Origin of the sequence: Geodermatophilus nigrescens, from assembly GCF_900129495.1 — a bacterium.
GTDB classification, from domain to species: Bacteria; Actinomycetota; Actinomycetes; order Mycobacteriales; family Geodermatophilaceae; genus Geodermatophilus; species Geodermatophilus nigrescens.
In genome coordinates this window covers 996848-1018301 of the sequence record NZ_FQVX01000001.1, presented here as the reverse complement: position 1 = coordinate 1018301, position 21454 = coordinate 996848, and the positions used below count along the sequence as shown (strand labels likewise).

Genomic DNA, 21454 nt, shown 5'->3' with positions numbered 1-21454 from the left:
CGCCCGAATGGCACCGTCGAGCGGCACGCGGAACCGGGGAGGCACAGGGCGATGCGGTACAGGGAGGGCGGCGACCTCGACACGTCGTCGATCCAGGACCGGCGCGGCCGCGGAGGCGGCGGCGGGTTCGGCGGGCGCGGCGTCGCGGTCGGCGGCGGCGGGCTCGGCCTGGTCGGCATCCTGGTCCTGGTGCTGTTCCAGGTCCTCGGCGGGGGCGGCGGAGGCGGCACCGGCGGCGGTGGGCTCGGCGCGCTGTCCGGCGGGCTCGGCCCGGGCGAGACGGCCGACAACAGCGCGCTCGAGCAGTCCTGCGACGACAGCGGCGACGCCAACACCTCCGTCGAGTGCGCCGTCGTCGCCGACATCGACTCGATCCAGGACTACTGGTCGCAGGCCCTCGACGGCTACGTCCCCACCGACACGGTCTTCTTCTCCGACCAGGTCAGCACCCAGTGCGGCGGCGCCACCAGCGGGTCGGGCCCCTTCTACTGCCCGGCCGACCGGCTCGTGTACATCGACCTGACCTTCTTCGACACGCTGCGCAGCCAGTTCGGCGCCGAGGGCGGCGCGTTCCCGAACGCCTACGTGCTCGCCCACGAGTACGGCCACCACGTGCAGAACCTGCTCGGCACCAACCAGCAGGTGACGCCGGGCGAGACCGGGCCGACCAGCGGCACCGTGCGGCTGGAGCTGCAGGCCGACTGCTACGCCGGCGCCTGGGCCAACCACGCGACGACGGTGCCCGACGAGTCCGGCGCCCCGCTGATCACCGAGATCACACAGGCCGACATCGACGCGGCGCTGGACACCGCGGGCCGCATCGGCGACGACTTCATCCAGGAGAACCTCGGCGGCGGCCGGGTCGACCAGGACGCCTTCACGCACGGCTCGTCCGAGCAGCGGCAGCGCTGGTTCCTCACCGGCTACGAGACCGGTGACCCCGCGCAGTGCGACACCTTCGCCACCGACGACCTGGGATGACCCGGTGACCGAGCACCTGCGGGTGACCCGGGACGGCGCCGTCGCCGTCCTCACCATCGACCGCCCGGACAAGCGCAACGCCATGACGGCGGCCATGTGGGCGGCGCTGCCCGGCGTGCTCGCCGGCTTGGCCGGGGACCCGGACGTGCGGGTCCTGGTGGTCACCGGCGCCGGCCCGAGCTTCTGCGCCGGCGCCGACATCGCCGACCTGCTCGGCGGCCCCGACGCCGAGGACCCGATGGCCCGGCTGCGCCGCGACAACCTCGCCGCCCAGGCGGCGCTGCGCGACTTCCCCAAGCCGACGATCGCGATGGTCCGGGGCCACTGCATCGGCGGCGGCGTGGAGCTGGCCACCTGCTGCGACCTGCGGTTCACCGACCCGACCGGCGTCTTCGGCGTCACCCCGGCGAAGGTGGGGATCGTCTTCACCCCGACGTCGACCCGCCAGCTCGTGCAGCTGGTCGGGCCGGCCACCGCCCGCTACCTGCTCTACTCCGGCGAGCTCGTCGACGCCGAGACCGCCCTGCGCACCGGCCTGGTCGACCGACTGCTGCCCGCGGGCGACCTCGCCGGCGAGGTGCGCCGGTTCGCCGAGGTGCTCGCCACGCGCTCGGCGCTCACCCAGCGGGCGGCCAAGGAGATCACCGCCGCGCTGGCCGCCGGCACCCCCGGCGACGACGTCGAGGAGCTCGCAGGGCGCTGGTATCGGGAGACCGCGGCGGCCGGCGAGCTCGCCGAGGGCGTGGCCGCGTTCACCGAGCGCCGGGCGCCGCGCTTCCCCTGGCGGGGCTGACCCGGCTCCCCCGGCGGGGCTGACCCGGCTCCCCCGGCGGGGCCCGGTCAGGCGACCGACAGGCCCTGCTCCTCGGCCTCGACGGCGGCGTTCCACTCCGGCTTCTCGGCCTGCCAGCGGTCCTCGGTGCGGCCGATGCGCCAGTAGCCCGACACCGACAGCCGCTCGCGCGGGACGCCGAGGCCGGTGCGCACGAACCGGCGGAGCTCCCGGACCGAGCCCGCCTCGCCGTGCACGAACACGTGGACGTCGCCCTCGGGAAGGTCGGCGCCGAGCACGGCGGCCACCAGCGCCACCCCGGGCGCCGCGCTGCGGTGGACCCAGGTGACCCGCACGCCGTCGCCGGCGGCGAGCTCCTGCTCCTCCTCCGGGCCGGCGACCTCGAGGAACACCTCGGCGCGGGCGCCGGCGGGCAGCACCTCCAGCGCGGCGGCGATCGCCGGGAGCGCGGTCTCGTCGCCGGCCAGCAGGTGCCAGCCGGCCGTCGCGTCGGGCGTGTAGGCACCGCCGGGGCCGAACAACTGCAGCGTGTCGCCCGGCCGGGCGGCCAGCGCCCACGGGCCGGCCACGCCCTCGTCGCCGTGGACGACGAAGTCGAGGGTCAGCTCGCCGGCGTCGGCGTCCCACGCACGCACCGTGTAGGTGCGGGTCACCGGCCACTGCTCGCGGGGCAGCCGCTCCTGCACGTCCTCGACGTCGAAGGGCGCGGCGTAGCCGGCGCCCGGCGGCGGGAAGAGCAGCTTCACGTACGAGTCGGTGTGTTGCGGCGCGAAGCCGGCGAGGCCCTCGCCACCGAGCACGACGCGGACGACGTGCGGGGTGAGCCGCTCGGTGCGCACGACGGTGCCGGTGCGCGGCGTCCGGCGGCGGCGGGGGTTCGGGTCGGCCACGGGCCCTCCTCGAGTCAGGGAAGGCTCACCTTACTCCGAGCGGGCGGGGGCCTCCTCGGCGCGGGCGGGGCCTCTCCCAGCAGACCCGCAGGCCGGAGCCCGTTTCCGGACAGTCCCGTCCGGGTAGCCGGTGGCCTGCGGGAACGACGCCGTCCCGGCGCTGCCGCCCGGGCGAGCACTGCTGCCCGGACGGCGTCCGACCCGCACTTCCCCACGGCTCAAGCCGAGCGGTGTCCCCACCGCCGGCGTGCTCCACGCGCATGCGCTCCGGCGACGACCGTCGATCCGGGATGTGTGCGTGATCGCTTCCCGGGTAGCGAGATGCCGACCGAGATCCACTCAGGAGGAACGATGACCCACTCCATCGACGCCCCCCTCCCGCCGCCGCCCTCCTCGGGCGCGACCGGCTATGGGGACACGAGTACGACCTCGACCACCACCTCCGGCTCGCCGTCGACCACCGACGTGGCGAAGGACGAGGCCCGCAACGTCGGCCAGACCGCCAAGCAGGCCGGCAGCCAGGTCGCCTCGACCGCCGCCGACCAGGCGAAGAACGTCGTCGCCGAGACCAAGCAGCAGGCGCAGAGCCTGGTCGAGCAGGGCCGCACCCAGGTGCGCCAGCAGGCCGTCTCGCAGCAGCAGAAGGCCGGGCAGAGCCTGGCCGGGCTCGCCGAGCAGCTGCGCAACATGGTCGAGGGCAACGCCCCGGCCCCCGGCCCCGCCCGCGACCTCATCACCGAGGGCGCCGGTCGCGTGCAGCAGTTCGCCGACGTGCTGCAGAACCGCGAGCCCGCCGACCTGCTCGAGGACGTGCGCAGCTTCGCCCGCCGCAAGCCCGGCGTCTTCCTGCTCGGTGCCGCCCTCGCGGGCGTCGTCGCCGGCCGGCTGACCAGCGGCGTCAAGGCCGCCCACACCGACGACTCGTCGTCGCGCCAGGGCCTGTCGTCGACGACGTCGACCTACGGCTCGGGCAACTACGTGGACCCGGCGCCGGCCTACTCCGGCTACGAGACCACGACGACGACCGGCTACCAGACCACCGGCGCCGGCTACGGGACGACCACGGGCTACGAGAGCACCGGCTACGAGACGACGACCGGGTACGAGACGACCGGGACCACCGGCACCCCGCTGCCGCCCCCGCCGTACGGCACCGTGCCGCCCGAGGGCAGCGTCGTGCCGCCGGTCGCCCCCGCCGGCTGGGACGACCCGACCCGCCGTCCGGGCCAGGGGGTCTGAGCCATGTCCTCCCCCTACTCCGGCGCGACGCCGGTGGGCGGCCAGAGCGGCTACCCGCCGGAGCCGCCGCAGGCCAACTACGCGGTGACCCCCGGCTACGAGCAGGGCACCGGCTACGACCAGGGCACCGGCTACCAGCAGGGCGCCACCGCCTACGGCCAGGACACCGGCTACACCGACGCCTCCTACGGGGCGCACGCCGGTGACCGCGGCACCCCGATGACCGAGGCCGGCCGGCCCGACGTCGAGGGCGCCTCCGTGGGCGAGCTCATCAGCGAGGTCACCAAGGACTTCTCCGTCCTGATGCGCCAGGAGATCGCCCTGGCGAAGGCCGAGGTCACGACCGAGGCGAAGAAGGCCGGCCAGGGCGCGGGCATGCTCGGCGCCGCCGGGTTCGCCGGCTACATGACGATCCTGTTCCTCTCCTTCGCCCTGTGGTGGGCGCTGGAGAACGTCATGGACGCGGGCCTCGCCGCGCTCATCGTGGCCGTCCTCTGGGGCGTCATCGGCGCCGTCGCCTTCGTGATGGGGCGCAAGAAGTTCCGGCAGGTCAACCCCAAGCCCGAACGGACCGTGGAGACCCTCCAGCAGGTCCCCGGCGCCCTCAAGCCCCACTGACCCCGGCCCTGCGGGCCCCTCACCCTCCCTGGAGCAGACATGACCAGCAGTGACCCGGACGTCATCCGCCGGCAGATCGAGGAGACGCGGCGCGAGCTCAGCTACGACGTCGACGCCCTCAACGAGAAGGTCAACCCGGCGCGCGTCGTCGACCGCCGCATGGCCTCGGCCAAGGGCCGCTTCGCCAACGTCAAGGACCGCGTCATGGGCTCCGCCCACGACACCCGGTCCTCGGCCCGCGGCACCACGCAGAACGCGCTGAGCTCGGTGCAGGGCACCGCGCACGACGCGGTCGGCTCGGTGCAGGGCGCGGCCAGCAGCGCGGCCGGCACCGTGCAGGACGCCGCCTCGCAGGCCGCCCACGCCGTCCAGCAGGCGCCTGACGCGGTGGTCCGCCAGACGCAGGGCAACCCGCTCGCGGCCGGGCTCATCGCCTTCGGCGTCGGCTGGCTGGTCTCCAGCCTGCTGCCGGCCTCGCAGAAGGAGCAGCAGCTGGCCCAGCAAGCCGAGGCGGCCCTGCGCGAGCACAAGGACCAGCTCCTCGCCCCGGCCAAGCAGGCCGCGCAGGAGGTCGGCGAGCAGTTGAAGCCGGCCGCCCAGCACGCCGTCGAGGAGGTCAAGGGCACCGCCCAGGACGCCGCCCAGACGGTGAAGAGCGAGGGCCAGTCGGCCGCGCAGGACGTGCAGGGCCAGGCCCAGCAGTCCCGCGAGTCGGTGCAGAGCCAGGCCAGCGGCAGCTGACCACCGCACTCCCCGCACTCCCTGCAGCGCCCCGCCGGGTCCTCCCGGCGGGGCGCTGCCGCGTCCGCGGGCTCCCCCCGCCCGGGTGAGCGGCCCGGCGGCCGGCTGCACCGCCGCGCCGTCCCGGCCGATCCCTCCCCCGTGACGACGGCGACCGCCCCCGACGCCGCGCGGCTGCGCGCGCTCGAGGCCCGGGTCGCGGAGCTCGAGGCGGAGCGGGCCACGCTGACCGCGCTGGTCGACGCCCGCGGCGAGGAGCTGGCGGTCGCCGCCCGCATGCTGCGCGCCCGCGCCGCCACCATGACCGGCGTCGTCGACGCGATCACCCGCCAGTCGGTGGTGGGCACCGACCTCGACGGCGTCGTGCGGGTGTGGAACCCCGGCGCCGAGCGGCTGCTGGGCGTGCCGCGCGCCGCGGTGGTGCGCCGCCGCCGGATCACCGACTTCCACGACCCCGCCGAGCTCGGCGGCCGGGGGCTCGACGCGCTGGTGCGCACCGCCGCCGAGTGCGGCAGCGACGTCCGCGACTGGACCTACGTGGCCGCCGACGGCACCCGCCGCACCGTCTCGGTCGCGGTCACCCCGCGCTCCGACGGCAGCGGCCCCGGCGGCGGGCAGGACGGCTGGACCTTCGTCGGCACCGACATGACCGAGGTGCGCGCGGCCGAGCGGCTCAAGGACCAGTTCGTCGCGCTGGTCAGCCACGAGCTGCGCACCCCGCTGTCCTCGGTGCTCGGCTACCTGGAGCTCGTGCTGGACGACCCCGACCTCGGTGCCGGCACCCGCCGGCATCTCGGCACGGTGCAGTGCAACGCCGCCCGGCTCGAGCGCCTGGTCGGCGACCTGCTGTTCACCGCCCAGGTCGAGGCCGGCCGGTTCGCGCTCACCCCGGGTGAGGTCGACCTGGCCGCGCTGCTGCGCGCCGCCGGCGAGTCCGCGCAGGTGACCGCGGACGGCGCCGGGGTGACGCTCGCGGTGACCGCGCCGGCGTCCGGGCCGGTCGTGCCCGGCGACGCGCTGCGGCTCGGCCAGGCCGTCGACAACCTGGTGTCCAACGCGGTGAAGTTCACGCCCCGCGGCGGGCGGGTGGAGCTCGGGCTCGGCACGGCAGACGGCAGAGCGGGGAGTCCCGCGGGCGGCGAGGTCTCGATCGAGGTCCGCGACACCGGCGTCGGCATCCCCGGCGCGGAGCGGGCCGGCCTCGGCACGCGCTTCACCCGCGCGACCACCGCGGTGCGCGCCGGGGTGCCCGGCGTGGGGCTCGGGCTGTCCATCACGCACGCCATCGCGGCGGCGCACGGCGGGCGGCTGGAGCTGGCCAGCACGGAGGGCCGCGGCACCACCGCGACGCTGGTCCTGCCGCGCTGAGCACACCGTCCTGCGCCGGTCGTGCGGGGGTCCCGCGGAAGACCTGCGCGGGCGGTGGCAGGCTGATGATCGTGAGCACCACGCAGGACGGCGACACGGCGCGGAGGACCCCGGGCCCCGACGGCGAGCTGCCGGCCCGGCTGCTGGCCTTCCTCGACGACGCCCCGGCGCCGGACCTGCCCGCGGCCGACCCGGTGCTGGTGCGGCGGCTGCGCGCCCGGGCCACCGGCTGCGCCGGCACCCGCGTGGTGCCCGAGCCGCGGCGCGGTCAGGCCACCAGCCGGTAGCCCACCCCGCGCACGGTCCGGATCTCGGCGGCGGACAGCCCCGCGGCGGAGAGCTTGCGACGCAGGTTCGACATGTGCGCCTCGACCAGGCGCAGGCTCCCGGCCCAGTCGGTGCGCCACACCTCGCGCAGCAGCGTCTCGCGCTGCAGCACCCGGCCCGGCCGCGACGCGAGCGCGGCGAGCAGGTCGAACTCGGTGCGGGTGAGGGCGACCGGCGCGCCGTCGACGCGCACCTCGCGGGTGTCCTCGTCGACCTCGAGGTCGGCGAGCCGCACGACGGCGTCGTCGGGGACCGGCGGCACCGCCGCGGCCGCGGGCCGGCGCAGCAGGGCCTGCACCCGCGCCACCAGCTCACGCGGGGAGAACGGCTTGGCCATGTAGCCGTCGGCACCCACCGCGAGACCCACGAGCAGGTCGACCTCCTCGGCCCGCGCGGTCAGCATGAGGACGTAGCAGCCGCTCTCGGCGCGCAGCTGCCGACACACCTCCGTGCCGTCGCCGTCGGGCAGCCCGAGGTCGAGGACGACGAGGTCGGGCGCCGACCGGCGCACCTCCGCCAGGCACTCGGTACCCGAGCCGACGGCGCGGACGTCGAGCCCGGCCCGCTCGAGCACCGTGACCACGAGCTCGCGGATCTCCTCGGTGTCCTCCACGACGAGCACCGACTGCGCGCCCACCGCGCCTCCCGTCCCGGCGACCCCGGTGGCCGCCCCGGGGGGAGCAACGGCGGCGGCGCCGCCCGTCTCCACCCGGGCCGGGGCCGCCTCACCCGGGCGGGGTGGCGTCAGGCGGGTGGCGCCGGACGGGTGGGCTCAGACGAAGGCGCTCACCCCGGTCAGCGCGCGCCCGACGATCAGGCTGTTGATCTCGCGGGTGCCCTCGTAGGAGTACAGGGCCTCGGCGTCGGCGAAGTACCGCACGACGTCGTTCTCCAGCAGGATCCCGTTGCCGCCGAACAGCTCGCGGGCGAGGGCCACGGTCTCGCGGGCCCGGCCGGTGACGAACGCCTTGGCCAGCGCGGCCTGCTCGTCGCGGAACACGCCCTCCTCCTGCAGCTGGGACACCCGCACCGCCATGCCGAGGCTCGCGGTCACGTTGCCGGCCATGCGGGCGAGCAGGTCCTGGATCAGCTGGAAGCCCGCGATCGGCCGGCCGAACTGCTGGCGCTCCTTGGCGTAGGCGATGGCCGCCTCGAACGCGCCCATCTGGCAGCCCACCGCCGACCAGGCGACGCCGCCGCGGGTCAGCTTGAGCACCCGGTTGACGTCCTTGAAGGAGTTGCCGTGCTCGAGCTTGTTCTCCGCCGGCACCCGGCAGCCCTCGAAGACGATGTCGGCGTTCTGCACGGTGCGCAGCGCGTACTTGCCCTCCATCTTCGTGGGCGTGAACCCGGGGGTGCCCTTCTCGACCACGAAGGTCTTCACCGAGTCGTCGGCGACGTCGCGGGCGAACACGACGACGACGTCGGCGATGGTGCCGTTGCCGATCCACCGCTTGGCGCCGTCGATCACCCAGCCGTCGCCGTCGCGGCGGGCGGTGGTCTCCAGCCCGCGGGCGACGTCGGACCCGCCATGCGGCTCGGTGAGCGCGAAGGCGCCGACCGTGTCCAGCGCCACCATGTCGGGCACCCAGCGGGCGCGCTGCTCGTCGGAGCCCAGCAGCACGATCGAGCCCATCGACAGGCCGTTGTGCACGCCGAGGAAGGTGGCCATCGACGGGTCGACGCGGGCGGTCTCCAGGGCGATGAAGCCGGTGAACAGCCGCGACGCCCGCGGCCGGTGCTCCAGGTCGTAGCTGCGCCCGACCATCCCCTCCTCGGCGAAGCGCGGCACGAGGTCCAGCGGGAACTCCGAGGACGCCCAGGCGTCGTTGACCCGCGGGCGGACCTCCTCGTCGAGGAAGCGCCGGATGCCCGCCAGCTCCTTGCGCTCGTCGTCGTCCAGCAACGTCTCGTAGCCGTACAGGTCGCCGGTCAGCGCGCCGGTCGTGTCGTCGCTCATCGCAGGGGTCCTCCCGTCGGTGGGTGCCCCCTCCCCTACCCGGGACGGCGCAACTCCATCGCGGCCGTCGGGAACGGCGCGGTGGGCGCCTCCGCCGTCGCGGTGACCGCGAACCCGCGCCGCCGCGCCACCTCCGTGACGGCCGCCCGCACGCGCTCCCGGTCCTCCGGGCGCATGACGGAGAACCCGAGGACCACCCGCCCGCCGGGGGCCAGCACCCGCGCGAGGACGTCCCACTCCGGCGCCGGGGGCGTCCAGAACGCCCGGACGTCGACGGCGACCGCGGCGTCGAAGCGCTCCCCGGCGAGGTCGGCGTCGAGCAGCGGGACGGCGTGCGCCCGCACCCGGCCGGCGTCGACCGCCGCCCGGTTGCGCCGGGTCGTGGCGGCGGCCATCCGCGCCGACCGGTCGACGGCGACCACCGTCCCGTCCCCGACCGCGGCGGCGAGCTCCGTCACCAGGACGCCCGCGCCGCAGCCGACCTCCAGCACCCGCTCCCCCGGCGCCGCCGCCACCACGCCGGCGACGAACGCCAGGCGGTCCGAGGCGCGGGCGGTCACGCGGGCGTCGTCTCAGGCGTGGGCCTGGCCGGTGGACGCGCTGGTGCCGCCGTCGACGGGCAGCACCGCGCCGGTGACGTAGCGGGCGCCCTCGCTCGCGAGGAAGAGCACCGCGGGCGCGATGTCCTCCGGCTCGCCGATGCGGCCGAGCGGGACGCGGTTGACGTGCGGCGCGAGGGAGGCCTCGTCGCGCGGGACGTCCGCGTTGATCTCGGTGAACGTGAAGGCGGGGGCGACGGCGTTGAGCCGCACGCCGCGACCGCCCCAGTCCAGCGCCAGCGACTGCACGAAGACGGTCACCGCCGCCTTGGACGCGTTGTAGGCGGCCTGTCCCCAGTCGCCGCGCAGGCCGGAGACCGAGGAGACGGCGACGAGGTTGCCGCGCGACTCCGCCAGCACCGGCAGCGCGGCCTTGGCCAGGTGGAAGAAGGCGTCGACGTTGGTGGCGCGCAGGTGCTCCCAGGCGTCGTCGGCGAGGTCGGTGAGCTCTCCGCTCTCGTACGCGGCGGCGTTGCTCACCACGACGTCGATGCGGCCGAACCGGTCGACGACGTCGGCGACGAGCTGCCGCACCTGCGCGGGGTCGGAGACGTCGGCCGGGAGCGCCGCGGCGCGGTCCGCCGGGACGCCCTCCAGCGCCGCCTCCAGTTTCTCCCGCCGGCGGCCCGTGACCGCGACGGTGGCGCCGGCGTCGAGGAAGGCGCGGGTGATGGCCAGGCCGATGCCGGAGCCGCCCCCGGTGACGAGGACGACGGAGCCGGTGAAGTCGAACGAGGAGGTCGCCATGGCCTGCTCCTCCCCCGCTCCGGGCACGCGGAACCCCGGATCAGCCCAGCGCGTCGGTGAGGACCGCCACGAGCCGCCCGACCTCGCCCGGGTCCGGCGCGTGGTCCGGGTCGACCTCGGTGACGCACAGCCCGCGGAACCCGCTCGCCGCGCACAGCCGGCGCAGCACCGCGGCGACGTCGTCGAGCGGCAGTCCCCGCCCGTGGTCGGGCACGTCCGCCAGTGGCAGGTCGAGGAACTCGACGACGTCGACGTCGAGGTGCACGAGGAAGCCGTCGGGCCCGTCGACGGCCGCGGCGGCCCGTGCGGCGGAACCCTCCGGGTCGGCCGCGACCGCGCCGGCCGGGATCGCCCGCAGGCCGATCCGGCCGGCCGTCGTGGCGTCCGGCTCGGCGGCCCGCACGCCGACCGCGACGACGTCGTCCACCGCGAGCAGCGGGCGGGCCGGGCCGGCGGCGAGCAGGCCGGGGTCGCACCCGGGCAGCGCGAGGACGTGCGCCAACGCCATGGAGTCCGCGACGCCGGTGGGGTTGTCGGCCGGCGTGCGCAGGTCGACCCCGCCGTCGACGTAGACCAGGCCCGGACGCAGCCCGGCCGCGCGGGCGCCGGCGACGAGCCCGACCGTGGTCGTGCACTCCCCGCCGACGACCACCGGCAGCCGCCCCGCCGCCAGCGATCCGGCGACCGCGTCCCGCACCGCGACGAGGCCGGCGGTGACGCGCCCGGCATCGCGCACCCGGCCCTCGGGGGCCCGGCCCGCCGCCCAGCGCGCCGGGGCGAACAGCTCGCGCACCGCCACCTCCCGGGTGCGGGCCAGCGCCGCGGGCAGGCCGGCGTCCGCCAGCGCCGCCCAGGCCCGCTCCTGCCCGGGCCAGTGCGCGGCCGCGCTCGACGGGGCGGCCAGCAGGTCGAGCGCGCTCATGCCGCGGTCCTACCGCGGGCCGCCGACAGGACCTGTCGCGGTTGACACGTGACAGCGGTCGGTGTCACATGGATGCGTGTCCGGTCCGACCGCCCTCGCCACCGACGGGCTGAGCCTCGTGGCCACCGCCGGCTTCTCCGTCCCCGCGGCGCTCCTGGTCGCGGGCGTGGTCGCTGCCATGGTGCGCGACCGGCGGCTGGCCGCCCGGGAGCGGGAGACGCCCGACGGCGCGCACGGGCGCCCGGAGCCGCTCAGTCCCCCGCGAGCGCCCGGAGCTCCGCCTCGACCGCCGCGCTGACCGCCGCCGCCATCTCGGTGCGGAAGCTGGCCAGGAGCGCCTGCGCGGCCGCCGGCTGGAGGCGGGACATCACGTCACCCACCCGGTCGAGCTGCTCGGGCGGCGACGCGGACTCGACCAGGGAGCGCCAGCCGGTCTCGAGGAACATCCCGACGTAGGTGGCGGCGATCTCGCGCACCAGCTCGATCACCCGCGCCTGCGCCGTGATGAGCGCCGACGGCGGCACGCCGAGCTGCATGACCTGCAGGCCGGCGGTCAGCAGCGACGGGTCGGTGACCCGCAGCCGGTCGCCGTCGAGCCGCTCGACCAGGCCGAGGCGGACCAGCTCCTCGACGGTGGCCGGGTCGATCGGCACGCCGGCCCGAGCCGTGAGCTCCCCGGCCGTGGTGTCCTCGGGCTCCGGCGGCAGCCAGGGCGCGAGCAGCGCCCGGTGCAGCGCCAGCGACGCCGATCCGCCGATGGCCGGGGCGGTCGCCAGGGTGCGCTCGATGACGGCGAGCGAGTAGCCCTCGGCGAGCATCTCGCGGACCAGCAGCAGCCGGGCGACGTGCTCGGGGCCGTAGTAGCCGGTGCGCCCGACCAGCCGCGGCGGCGGCAGCAGGCCGCGCGCGGCGTAGGCGCGCACGTTGCGCACCGTGATGCCGACCCGCGCGGCGAGCTCGTCGACCGTGAACTCCCGGTCGCCGTCGTCCGCGCCGGGGGTCTGCTCCTGTGCCTCCATCAGGACGGCATCGTAACGGGATCCACATGTGTCACTTGCCGATGTAACGTCAAACGGTGTCTCATAGGGCCGTGACGTCCATGGGACCAGCGTTGCTCGCCGTGGAGGACCGTCCCGCCGGAGGGGCCGCCCTCGGTGAGGTCGCGCTCGCCACCGCCCTCGGTGCCGGCCTGATGGCCGCCCTGCTCGCCCTCGTGTGGGCCCACCGCACGCGGCGCACGACCGTGCTCGCCCGCGCCGGCGACGCGCTCGGCCGCGCCACCCACGTCCCCGGCTGGGTGGCCCTGCCCACCGTCCTCACCACCGCGTCGCTGCTCGTCGCGCTGCTCGGGATGCTGTGGGACATCGCGCTGCACATCGGCGTCGGCCGCGACGAGGGGCCGCTGGCCAACCCGGCCCACTACCTCATCCTGTTCGGCCTGTTCGGCGTCTTCGCCGGCGGCGTGCTCGCCTGCTCGATGCCGCTCGGCGGGCGCCCCGGCCCGGCCGCCGTCCGCTTCGTGCGCGGCTGGGACGTGCCGGTCGGCGGCGTCCTGCTCACCGCCTCGGGCTCCTACGCGCTGCTCGGCTTCCCCCTCGACGACGTCTGGCACCGCCTGTTCGGCCAGGACGTGACGCTGTGGGGTCCCACCCACCTGATGCTCATCGGCGGCGCCGGCCTGTCGATCGTCGGGCTGCTGGTGCTGGAGATGGAGGGCCGCGGGAGCCCGTCCACCGACGACGGCGACCGGCGGGCCGGCGACCGCGCCCGGTTCGTGCGCCGGGCCTCGGCGATGGGCGGCCTGCTGCTCGGCCTGTCGGTGTTCCAGGGCGAGTTCGACTTCGACGTCCCGCAGTTCCGCCTGGTGCTCGAGCCGTTCATGGTCGCCGCGGCCGCCGGCGCCGCGCTGGTCGCCGCCCGGCTCTGGATGGGCCGCGGGGGCGCGCTGGCCGCCGCCGTGTTCTTCCTCGCCGTCCGCGGCACGATCGCCGTCCTCGTCGGCCCGGTGTTCGGCGAGATCACGCCGACGTTCCCGCTGTACCTGGGCTCGGCGCTGCTGGTCGAGCTGCTCGCGCTGGCCTGGCCGCCCGCCCGCCGCCCGCTCGCCTTCGGCGCCGTCGCGGGCGTGCTGGTCGGCACCGCGGGCACCCTCGTCGAGGGAGTGTGGACCGGCCTCACCCGGGTGCTGGAGTGGAACGGCGACGTCCTGGTCGAGGGCACGCTGATGGCCGTCGTCGGCGGGGTCGCCGGCGGCCTGCTCGGCGCCCTGCTCGCGCTGGGCCTGCGCCAGCGGCTGCCGCGTCCCGCCGTCGCCCGGGGCGTGCTGGCGCTCGCGCTGGCCGCGATCGCCGGCGGGGTGGCCAACGGCCTGGTCGCCACGGTGCCGGGCGACCTGCGGGCCACCTTCGCCGTCGACGAGGTCACCGCCGACCCGCGCACCGCCGACGTCACCGTGACGCTCGATCCGGCCGGCGCCCTCGACGACCCGGCCTGGGTGCAGATCACCGCCTGGCAGGGCCAGGGCCTGGTGGTCACCGACCTCGAGCGCACCGGACCCGGGCGGTACCGCACGACCGAGCCGGTGCCGGTCGACGACGACTGGAAGACGCTGCTGCGCCTGCACGACGGCCGGGTGCTCGCCGCGGTGCCGGTCCACCTGCCCGAGGACCCGGCGATCCCGGCGGAGGAGGTCCCCGCCACCGACGGCGTGACGCGGTCGGCGGTCCCGGAGATCGACGTCCTGCAGCGCGAGCTGACGGCCTCCGGCGGCGGGCTGTGGGCCGCGGCCAACCTGGTGGTGCTCGCCTGCACGCTCGGGGTGGTCGGGGCGATCTCCTGGGGCGTCGGGCGGTACGCGCGCCGCGGCGGCCCCGGCGGGCGCCTCCCCGGTCTACCCGTCGACGGCCCTGTCGCGGCCGGCGTGGGCGGCCGGTGATGCGCCGCGCCCTCCCGCTCGCCGGCGCCGTGCTCGCCCTCGTCCTGAGCGGGTGCGCGGGGACGGCCCCCGCGGAGGCGGGCACCCCGTCGTCGGCTCCGTCGACCTCCTCGTCCGCCCCGTCGTCGGGCTCCTCGTCCGCTGCGCCCTCCTCCCCCGCCGTCCGGGCGGTCGCCGTCGAGGTGGCCGGCGGGCGGGTCACCGGCGACACCGGCCGGATGGTCGTGGCCGCCGGCGAGCGGGTGGCGCTCACCGTCACCAGCGACGTCGCCGACGAGCTGCACCTGCACGGCTACGACCTCACCGCCGACCTCGCGCCGGGCACCCCCGCGACGGTGGAGTTCACCGCCGACCTCCCCGGCGTCTTCGAGGCGGAGCTGCACGGATCGGGCACGGTGCTGCTGTCGCTGCAGGTCGGGTGAGCGTCCTCGCCCACGGGGTGGGGTCGCGCACCGACCTGCCCCTCCCCCTGGGCCTGGCCCTCTACGGCGCGGGCGCGGCCATCCTGGTCAGCTTCGCCGTGCTGCTGCTCCTGTGGCGCCGGCCGCGACTCGGCGGCGCGCACTCGGGGCACCCCCTGCCGCCCCGGGTGCAGCGCGCGGCCGCCAGCGCGCCGCTGCGCCGGGGCCTGCAGGCGCTCGCGCTGGCCGTCGCCGTCGTCGTGCTGCTCGTGGCCCTGGCCGGTCCGGCGGAGACCGACCGCAACCTCGCGCCCTGGGCGCTGTACGTGACGGCCTGGGTGGGCCTGGTGCCGGCGAGCCTGCTGCTCGGGCCGGTGTGGCGGGTGCTCAACCCGCTGCGGCTGCTGTCGCGCGCGCTCCGCCCGCTCACCGGCCCGCCGCGGGGCGCCGCCCGGCTGCCCGCGCTCGGGCTGTGGCCCGCGGCGGTCTCGCTGCTGGTCTTCGTCTGGCTGGAGCTGGTGTTCCCCGGCCGGGCGGAGCCGGTCACCGTGGGGGTGTTCCTGCTCGCGTACGCGGTCGTGCACCTGGCCGCGGCCGCCTGGTTCGGCGAGGACTGGTTCGCCCGCGGCGACGGCTTCGAGGCCTGGTCGACGCTGCTCGCCCGGCTGTCCGTGGTCGCTCGCCGCGACGACGGGGTGGTCGTCGCCCGCTCGCCGCTGTCGAACGCGATGGCCACGCCCGACGAGCGCGGGCTGGCCGCCGTCGTCGTGGTGCTGCTCGGCTCCACCGGCTTCGACGGGCTCTCGCGGACCGTGTGGTGGCAGACCGGCGCCGGCGCGGCCGGCGACACGCTGTCGGGCACGCTCGGGCTGGCCGCCTGCACGGCCGTCGTCGCCGTCCTGTACCTGCTGGGCACGCGGCTGTCAGGGCGGCTGGGCCGGCTGCCGCTGGGCCCGCAGCCCCGCCTGTACGCCGCCTCGGTGGTGCCGATCGCCGTCGGCTACACCGTGGCGCACTACTGCTCGCTGCTGCTCCTGGACGGGCAGACGACGTGGATCCTCGCCAGCGACCCGTTCGGCACCGGCGCCGACCTGTTCGGGACGGCGGCGAACGTGGTCGACCTGCGCGCGGTCGGCCCCGACCTCATCGCCTGGGTGCAGGTGGGCGCCGTCGTGCTCGGCCACGTCGTCGGCGTGGTGCTCGCCCACGAGAAGGCGCTGCGGGTGGCGCCCCGGGCCCCGGCGTCGGACCAGCTGCCGCTCGTGCTGGTCATGGTGGCGTTCACCCTCGCCGGGCTCGGCCTGCTGTTCGGCTTCTGAGGCGCGCCCCGCTCAGCCCCGCTGGCGCCGGCGCCGCCCGGCGAAGGCCTGCTTGACCCGCCGCCAGCGGTTGGGCGTGTGCTCGGCGTCGAGCAGCTCGGTCTCGGCGAGGAAGCGCTCGACCGGGTCGAGCTCCGGCGGCTCGAAGGGCACCAGCGAGCGGCCGGTGGGCCGCATCAGGGCGTCGATGGCGCGCACGAGCGAGCCGCCGTGCTCCTCGACCGCCGCCGCCACCCGCTCCGGCTCGACGCCGAGGTGCTCGCCGAGCAGGCGGTGGCGCAGGCCGAGCACCGCCGCCCGCAGCTCCTCCTCGCGCGGCTCGCCGGTGCGGGCCTCGATCGACACGTCGCACTCGGTGTCCAGGCCCATGGACCGGTTGTTGAGGTTGGACGAGCCGATCCGCAGCAGCCGGTCGTCGAGGCAGGTCACCTTGGCGTGCACGTAGATCGGCCGGCGCCCCTCGGCCACCGGCACCAGCAGCCGGAAGCGGTCGTACCGGTCGGCCTCGCGCACCAGCTCGAGCAGCTTGGCGCGGGCGGTGTCCATCGACTTCACCTCCAGCCAGCTGTCGGCCGTCAGCGGGTTGAGGACGACGAACTCCGGCCCGTCCTCCTCCCCCAGCCGGTCGGCGATGGCCTCGGCGATGCGGCGGTTGGCGAAGTACTGGGTCTCGATGTAGACGGTGCGCCGGGCGGCGGCGATCACCGCCAGCCACAGCAGCTCGATCTCGTGCACCAGCTCCGCGCCGCCGTGCTCGGGGCGGGTGCGGGAGATGGCCACGTCGACGTCGGTGAGGAAGGTCTCGGCGCCCTCGGGCCAGCACGCCTCGACGTCCTCCACCGGGTCGAGGTGCTCGCCGGTGCCGCTCTCCCACCGCTCGCGGGCGAGGTCGCCGAGCGCACGCGCGGCCGGGCCCGAGACCAGGCTCGTGACGTCGTGCCACGGCCCGCGCAGGCGCGTGGAGTGCGGCCGGTGCCGCAGCGGGTGCCGGTCGCGGTGCTCGGAGGTGTCCCAGCGGTCGGCGGTGACGTCGATGCCGCCGGCGAAGGCCAGGCAGTCGTCGATGACGACGATCTTCTGGTGGTGCGCGCCGCCGAGCGGGTGGTGGGTGTCGACGGCGAACCGCAGGCGGTCGGGCGTGCGCCGGTTGAGCAGCACGATCGGGGCCATGCGCCGGTTGAGCGCCACGACCATCCCGAGGTCCCACTGCAGGACGCCGATCTCCAGGCGCGGGTTGGCGGCCACCGCCTGCTCCAGCACGTGGCCCAGGCGGTCCTCGCGCGGCCGGCCGGGGGTGCGCGGGTCCATCCGGATGCGGGGGTCGAAGTCCCAGCCGATGAACAGCACCCGGCGCTCGGCGGCCAGCACGGCGCGCTTGAGGGTGGCGAAGTAGTCGGCCGCGTCGACGAAGACGGCGTGCCGGTCGGCCCGCTCGATGCGCCAGCAGGTCTCCCCGGGCACGAGCAGCGTGTCGTCGGTGGGGCGCGGGACGGGCTCGGTCCGGGGCGCCGGGACGGCGGAGGCGCGGGAGGTCGTCCCGGCGGCGTCGGCGCTCTCGATCACCACGGCAGTTTCCCCGGCAGCGCAAGGTCCGCGCCCAGCGCCCCGCCGGACCGGGTGACGGCGGCGCCGGGAGGTGGCGCCGACCCCGGTGTCGGCGGGCGCACCGGTGTGACGCTTGACACGGGACGCGTCCCTCACTCGACTACGCGGCAGTGGACGCCCGTCCGCCCCGTCGCCCCGAGAGGACGTCATGACAGCTCTCCCCGTGCGCACGACCGGCCCGGCCGCACCCGCGGTCACCACCGACGTGCTCGTCGTGGGGTCGGGACCGGCAGGCGCCTCGGCGGTCCTGTTCCTGGCCACCTACGGCGTCTCGACGCTCCTGGTCACCAAGTACGCCCGGCTCTCCGACACGCCCCGTGCGCACATCACCAACCAGCGCACGATGGAGGCGATGCGGGACGTGGGCCTCGAGGAGCGACTCGTGCGCGAGGCGACCCCGTGGGAGTACATGGGCAACACGACGTTCTGCACGAGCCTGGCCGGCGAGGAACTGGGCCGCATCCCGTCCTGGGGCACGGACACCGTGCGGCACGCCGACTACGAGCTGCAGAGCCCGACCTCGATGCTGGACGCGCCGCAGACGATCACCGAGCCGGTCCTCGTCCAGGCGGCGCAGGAGCGCGGCGCCCGCGTGCGCTTCGACACCGAGTACCTCTCCCACGTGCAGGACGACGACGGGGTCACCACCACCGTCCGCGACCGGCTCACCGGCGCCGAGTACGCCATCCGGTCCCGGTACCTCGTCGGCGCCGACGGGGCGCGCAGCACGGTGGCCGCCGACCTGGACCTCCCGTTCGAGGGGCCGGGCGCCGTCGCCGGCACGCTGAGCATCGTCTTCGAGGCCGACCTGTCGCGGTTCGTCGCGCACCGGCCCTCCGTCCTCTACTGGATGCTCCAGCCCGGAGCCGAGCGCGAGGGCGTCGGCCTCGGCGTGCTCCGCATGATCAGGCCCTGGGACGAGTGGATGCTCATGTGGGGCTACGAGATGGCGGCCGGGCCTCCCGACCTCACCGACGACGTCGTCCGCGAGCTCGCGGTCGCGCTCGTCGGGACCGACGACTTCGAGATGCGGGTGAAGTCGCGCTCCCCGTGGACGGTCAACCACCACTACGCCACCCGGCTCGCCGAGGGACGCGTCTTCTGCGTGGGCGACGCGGTCCACCGTCACCCGCCCACGAACGGCCTGGGCTCCAACACCTCCATCCAGGACTCCTACAACCTGGCCTGGAAGCTGGCCCACGTGCTGTCGGGTGCGGCGTCCCCGGCCCTCCTGGAGTCCTACGACGCCGAGCGGGCGCCCGTCGCCCGCCAGATCGTCGAGCGGGCCAACCAGAGCATCGCGGACACCGGGAAGATCCTCGCCGCGCTGGACCTGTCCGACACCACGGACGTCGCGAAGCTCGAGGCGCAGCTGGCCCTGCGCAAGGCCCCGGGGCCGGAGGGCGAGAAGGTGCGGGCGGCGCTGCGCGAGGCGATCGCCTACAAGGCGTACGAGTTCGACGCCCACGGGGTCGAGCACAACCACCGGTATGCCTCGTCCGCCGTCGTCCCCGACGGCACGCCGATGCCGGAGTTCCGGCGTGACCCGGAGCTGTACGCCCAGCCCACCACCTGGCCCGGCGCCAAGCTGCCGCACACCTGGGTCACGCGCGACGGCCGCCGGGTGTCCACCCTCGACCTCGTGGGGCACGGCCGGTTCAGCGTGGTCACCGGCATCGGCGGGAGGGCGTGGCTCGACGCCGCCCGGGTCCTCGGGTCGGACCTCGGCCTGGCACTCACCCCGGTCTCGATCGGTCCCGGGGAGGAGTTCGAGGACCCCTACGGGACCTGGGCCGACCTGCGGGAGATCGAGGACGGCGGCGTCCTGCTCGTGCGTCCCGACGGCTACGTCGCGGCCCGGTCCGCGTCCTCGCCCTCCTCGGCCGAGGACGCGCTCGGCTGGCTGCGGGGTGCGCTGACCGCGGTCCTCCGCCCCGACGCCGCCTGAGGACCCGTCGGCGCCCTCCCCGGGGACGACACGGGGCGCCCTCCCCGGGGAGGGCACCCCGTGTCGTCGGGCGGGACCGGGGGACCCGGCTCCCCGGCCGGGCCGCCCGGGCCGGCCCCTATCCCTGCTGGCCCAGGTTGGTCACGAGGTTCACCGCCACGGCGATCACCACGGTCCCGAACAGGTAGGACAGCAGGGCGTGCCCCAGGGCGACCTTGCGGATCGACGTGTCCTTGACCTGGGTGTCCGGCATCGCGAAGCTCATCCCGATGGTGAACGCGACGTAGGCGAAGTCGCTGTAGGCCGGCGGCTCCCGCTGGCCGAAGTCGATGCCGCCGTCCCCGCCGTCGTAGTAGCGCCGGGCGTACTTGAGGGCGAAGACCGTGTTGACCAGCGCCCACGACAGGATCACCACCAGGACGCCGACCACCACGGTGGCGACGCCGACGGCACCCCCGGAGCTGGACCGGACGAGGCCCTCCACGACGGCGGCGAGGCTGGCCACCGCGGCGACCAGCACGACCGTGTCCGTGACGCGGGTCCGCCCCTCCTCCTCGGCCAGGTGCTTGGTGCCCCGGGCGTCGCGCGGCCAGCTGATCCGCCACACTCAGACCAGCAGGCCGCCGGCGGCGACCACCCAGCCGACGAGGACCGCGAGCCCGGGGACCCCGGCCGTCGCGACGACCCCCGCGGCGAGGAGGCCGCCCGCGAGGCAGACCAGCAGGCGGCGCCACGACAGGATCGTCGGCCGGTGGTCCGCCTCCGCCTCCGCCGCCGTCGTGCGCGGTGCGGCGCTCACCGGGTCGCCCTGCACCGGGCGGGCGGGGGCCCCGCGCCGGCCTCCCGCACGGCCCGGTGCCGGGCCGTGCGGGAGGCCGGCCGCCGGCGCCTCAGCCACCCGGACGGAAGACGGCACGTACGCACCCGTCCTCCTTCTCCTTGAACATCCGGTACCCCTTCGGCCCGTCGTCGAGCGACATGACGTGGGTGGCCAGGTGCTCGGTCCGCACCTCGTCCCGGCTCATCAGGTCGAGGATCTCGGGGATGTAGCGGTGGCCGTGCTGCTGGGCGCCGCGCAGGGTCAGCGCCTTGTTCATCACCGCCCCCATGGGGAACTTGTCCACGAAGCCGCCGAACACGCCGAGGGCGAACACCGTCCCGCCCTTGCGGCAGGCGTAGATGGCCTCCCGGAGGGCGGTCGGCCGGTCCGACTGCAGCCGCAGCTGCTGCTTGACCTGGTCGTAGAGGTACTGCGGGCCGTTGCTGTGCGCCTCCATGCCCACCGCCTCGATGCACACGTCCGGGCCGCGCCCGCCGGACATCTCGCGCAGTTCGGCGGGGACGTCGACCTGCTCGTAGTCGAGGGTCTCCGCACCGATGTGCGTGCGGACCTGGGCGAGCCGGTTGTCGAACCGGTCGATGACGACGACCCGCTCGGCGCCCATGAGCATCGCCTTGCGCGCGGCCATCTGTCCGACGCCGCCGGCGCCCCACACCGCGACGACGTCCCCGGGCTTCACCTCCGCCTGGTGCGCCCCGGTCCAGCCGGTGGGCGCCGCGTCGGAGGCGAACAGGGCCCGCTCGTCGGAGACCCCGTCGGGGATCGTGAACGCCCCCTGGTCGGCGTAGGGGACCCGGATGTAGGGGGCGTGGCTGCCCGCCCAGCCGCCCATCGCGTGCGAGTAGCCGAAGCAGCCGCCGATGGACTGGCCCCACAGCGCCTCGGTGATCCCCGGGTTCGGATTGCCGTTGTCGCACAGCGACCACAGCTCCTGCTTGCAGTACCAGCACTGCCCGCAACCGATGAACGAGGCGACCACCACCCGGTCCCCCACCCGGTGCTTGGTCACCCCGGGGCCGACCTCGGCGACCGTGCCCATGAACTCGTGGCCGAGCACGTCACCGGCGCGCATCGCGGGGATGTAGCCGCCCAGCAGGTGCAGGTCCGAGCCGCAGGTCACCGACAGGCCGACCTCGAGGATGACGTCGTGGTCGTCGAGGATCCTCGGTTCCGGGACGTCCTCCACGCCGACCTCGTTGACGCCCCGCCAGGTCACCGCC

At 75.9% G+C, this 21454-nt stretch carries 22 protein-coding genes; 11 read left to right on the top strand and 11 right to left on the bottom strand.

What is annotated here, in order from left to right; translation table 11 throughout:
- Window positions 1-51: 51 nt before the first annotated feature.
- Both ypfJ and BUE37_RS05070 read left to right on the top strand, forming a co-directional pair.
- Window positions 52-981, top strand: coding sequence for a KPN_02809 family neutral zinc metallopeptidase (gene ypfJ, locus BUE37_RS05075; protein ID WP_073418986.1), 930 nt, complete (start codon window positions 52-54; stop codon window positions 979-981).
- Between the two features lie 4 nt (window positions 982-985).
- The gene (locus BUE37_RS05070; protein WP_073418985.1) at window positions 986-1774 is read left to right on the top strand and encodes an enoyl-CoA hydratase/isomerase family protein; all 789 of its coding nucleotides are present in this window, start codon (window positions 986-988) and stop codon (window positions 1772-1774) included.
- Window positions 1775-1821: 47 nt separating this feature from the next.
- Here the strand turns inward: BUE37_RS05070 and BUE37_RS05065 are convergent, their stop codons facing one another.
- Complete coding sequence (locus BUE37_RS05065) at window positions 1822-2664, bottom strand: siderophore-interacting protein (RefSeq protein WP_073418984.1); 843 nt, start codon at window positions 2662-2664, stop codon at window positions 1822-1824.
- A gap of 351 nt (window positions 2665-3015) precedes the next feature.
- On the opposite strand from BUE37_RS05065, the gene BUE37_RS05060 reads away from it, so the two are divergent.
- From BUE37_RS05060 to BUE37_RS05040, 5 genes are all read left to right on the top strand, one after another.
- Window positions 3016-3903, top strand: coding sequence for a hypothetical protein (locus BUE37_RS05060; protein WP_073418983.1), 888 nt, complete (start codon window positions 3016-3018; stop codon window positions 3901-3903).
- Between the two features lie 3 nt (window positions 3904-3906).
- Entirely contained in the window at window positions 3907-4521 is a 615-nt protein-coding gene (locus tag BUE37_RS23040; protein ID WP_083628297.1) for a phage holin family protein, read from the top strand.
- A gap of 39 nt (window positions 4522-4560) precedes the next feature.
- On the top strand, window positions 4561-5262 hold the full coding sequence (locus BUE37_RS05050; RefSeq protein ID WP_073418982.1) for a DUF3618 domain-containing protein: 702 nt from the start codon (window positions 4561-4563) through the stop codon (window positions 5260-5262).
- Window positions 5263-5403: 141 nt separating this feature from the next.
- Window positions 5404-6630, top strand: a complete 1227-nt coding sequence (locus BUE37_RS05045) for a PAS domain-containing sensor histidine kinase (RefSeq protein WP_073418981.1) — start codon at window positions 5404-5406, stop codon at window positions 6628-6630.
- Window positions 6631-6701: 71 nt separating this feature from the next.
- Window positions 6702-6917 carry a hypothetical protein gene (locus BUE37_RS05040; RefSeq protein ID WP_139252819.1) on the top strand — a complete coding sequence of 72 codons (216 nt, stop codon included), beginning with the start codon at window positions 6702-6704 and terminating at the stop codon, window positions 6915-6917.
- On the opposite strand, the gene BUE37_RS05035 is transcribed toward BUE37_RS05040, so the two are convergent.
- The 6 genes from BUE37_RS05035 to BUE37_RS05005 form a co-directional block, all read right to left on the bottom strand.
- Complete coding sequence (locus BUE37_RS05035) at window positions 6899-7594, bottom strand: response regulator transcription factor (protein ID WP_073418979.1); 696 nt, start codon at window positions 7592-7594, stop codon at window positions 6899-6901. The two genes, BUE37_RS05040 and BUE37_RS05035, sit on opposite strands and share 19 nt — an antisense overlap.
- A gap of 135 nt (window positions 7595-7729) precedes the next feature.
- Window positions 7730-8917 (bottom strand): acyl-CoA dehydrogenase family protein, encoded by a 1188-nt coding sequence (locus BUE37_RS05030; RefSeq protein ID WP_073418978.1) that lies wholly within the window; start codon window positions 8915-8917, stop codon window positions 7730-7732.
- A gap of 35 nt (window positions 8918-8952) precedes the next feature.
- Window positions 8953-9477, bottom strand: coding sequence for a methyltransferase domain-containing protein (locus BUE37_RS05025; RefSeq protein WP_073418977.1), 525 nt, complete (start codon window positions 9475-9477; stop codon window positions 8953-8955).
- Window positions 9478-9489: 12 nt separating this feature from the next.
- Entirely contained in the window at window positions 9490-10263 is a 774-nt protein-coding gene (budC, locus tag BUE37_RS05020) for a meso-2,3-butanediol dehydrogenase (protein WP_073418976.1), read from the bottom strand.
- A 40-nt stretch (window positions 10264-10303) separates the two neighbouring features.
- Window positions 10304-11185: an arginase family protein gene (locus BUE37_RS05015; protein WP_073418975.1), complete on the bottom strand. Its 882-nt coding sequence runs from the start codon at window positions 11183-11185 to the stop codon at window positions 10304-10306.
- 251 nt (window positions 11186-11436) lie between these two features.
- Window positions 11437-12204, bottom strand: a complete 768-nt coding sequence (locus BUE37_RS05005; RefSeq protein WP_073418973.1) for a MerR family transcriptional regulator — start codon at window positions 12202-12204, stop codon at window positions 11437-11439.
- Between the two features lie 101 nt (window positions 12205-12305).
- Here BUE37_RS05005 and BUE37_RS05000 point away from each other — a divergent pair, with 101 nt between their 5' ends.
- From BUE37_RS05000 to BUE37_RS04990, 3 genes are read left to right on the top strand one after another with little or no spacing between them, the layout of a single operon-like run.
- The gene (locus tag BUE37_RS05000; RefSeq protein ID WP_217651129.1) at window positions 12306-14120 is read left to right on the top strand and encodes a hypothetical protein; all 1815 of its coding nucleotides are present in this window, start codon (window positions 12306-12308) and stop codon (window positions 14118-14120) included.
- Window positions 14120-14542 carry a cupredoxin domain-containing protein gene (locus tag BUE37_RS04995; protein ID WP_073419579.1) on the top strand — a complete coding sequence of 141 codons (423 nt, stop codon included), beginning with the start codon at window positions 14120-14122 and terminating at the stop codon, window positions 14540-14542. The genes BUE37_RS05000 and BUE37_RS04995 overlap by 1 nt, the downstream gene beginning before the upstream one ends.
- A complete protein-coding gene (locus tag BUE37_RS04990; RefSeq protein ID WP_073418972.1) occupies window positions 14539-15840 on the top strand; it encodes a hypothetical protein in 1302 nt (433 codons plus the stop codon). The genes BUE37_RS04995 and BUE37_RS04990 overlap by 4 nt, the downstream gene beginning before the upstream one ends.
- A 12-nt stretch (window positions 15841-15852) precedes the next feature.
- On the opposite strand, the gene BUE37_RS04985 is transcribed toward BUE37_RS04990, so the two are convergent.
- Entirely contained in the window at window positions 15853-17406 is a 1554-nt protein-coding gene (locus tag BUE37_RS04985; protein ID WP_245794287.1) for a phospholipase D-like domain-containing protein, read from the bottom strand.
- 187 nt (window positions 17407-17593) lie between these two features.
- Between BUE37_RS04985 and BUE37_RS04980 the strand changes: the two genes are divergently transcribed.
- Entirely contained in the window at window positions 17594-19393 is a 1800-nt protein-coding gene (locus BUE37_RS04980) for an FAD-dependent oxidoreductase (protein WP_073418971.1), read from the top strand.
- 118 nt (window positions 19394-19511) lie between these two features.
- Here BUE37_RS04980 and BUE37_RS04975 read toward each other — a convergent pair whose 3' ends face one another.
- From BUE37_RS04975 to BUE37_RS04970, 3 genes are all read right to left on the bottom strand, one after another.
- Window positions 19512-20000, bottom strand: a complete 489-nt coding sequence (locus tag BUE37_RS04975) for a DUF1345 domain-containing protein (protein ID WP_217651128.1) — start codon at window positions 19998-20000, stop codon at window positions 19512-19514.
- The gene (locus tag BUE37_RS24120) at window positions 20001-20192 is read right to left on the bottom strand and encodes a hypothetical protein (protein WP_217651127.1); all 192 of its coding nucleotides are present in this window, start codon (window positions 20190-20192) and stop codon (window positions 20001-20003) included. It abuts the gene before it with no gap.
- Between the two features lie 91 nt (window positions 20193-20283).
- Window positions 20284-21450, bottom strand: coding sequence for a zinc-dependent alcohol dehydrogenase (locus tag BUE37_RS04970; protein WP_245794286.1), 1167 nt, complete (start codon window positions 21448-21450; stop codon window positions 20284-20286).
- Window positions 21451-21454: the final 4 nt, after the last annotated feature.

Excerpts from the sequence above, each read along its gene's own strand:
- budC (WP_073418976.1), bottom strand. The coding sequence starts at position 10,263 with ATGGCGACCTCCTCGTTCGACTTCACCGGCTCCGTCGTCCTCGTCACC.
- BUE37_RS05015 (WP_073418975.1), bottom strand. The coding sequence starts at position 11,185 with ATGAGCGCGCTCGACCTGCTGGCCGCCCCGTCGAGCGCGGCCGCGCAC.
- BUE37_RS05030 (WP_073418978.1), bottom strand. The coding sequence starts at position 8,917 with ATGAGCGACGACACGACCGGCGCGCTGACCGGCGACCTGTACGGCTAC.
- ypfJ (WP_073418986.1), top strand. The coding sequence starts at position 52 with ATGCGGTACAGGGAGGGCGGCGACCTCGACACGTCGTCGATCCAGGAC.
- BUE37_RS05050 (WP_073418982.1), top strand. The coding sequence starts at position 4,561 with ATGACCAGCAGTGACCCGGACGTCATCCGCCGGCAGATCGAGGAGACG.
- BUE37_RS04980 (WP_073418971.1), top strand. The coding sequence starts at position 17,594 with ATGACAGCTCTCCCCGTGCGCACGACCGGCCCGGCCGCACCCGCGGTC.
- BUE37_RS04995 (WP_073419579.1), top strand. The coding sequence starts at position 14,120 with ATGCGCCGCGCCCTCCCGCTCGCCGGCGCCGTGCTCGCCCTCGTCCTG.
- BUE37_RS05005 (WP_073418973.1), bottom strand. The coding sequence starts at position 12,204 with ATGGAGGCACAGGAGCAGACCCCCGGCGCGGACGACGGCGACCGGGAG.
- BUE37_RS05060 (WP_073418983.1), top strand. The coding sequence starts at position 3,016 with ATGACCCACTCCATCGACGCCCCCCTCCCGCCGCCGCCCTCCTCGGGC.
- BUE37_RS23040 (WP_083628297.1), top strand. The coding sequence starts at position 3,907 with ATGTCCTCCCCCTACTCCGGCGCGACGCCGGTGGGCGGCCAGAGCGGC.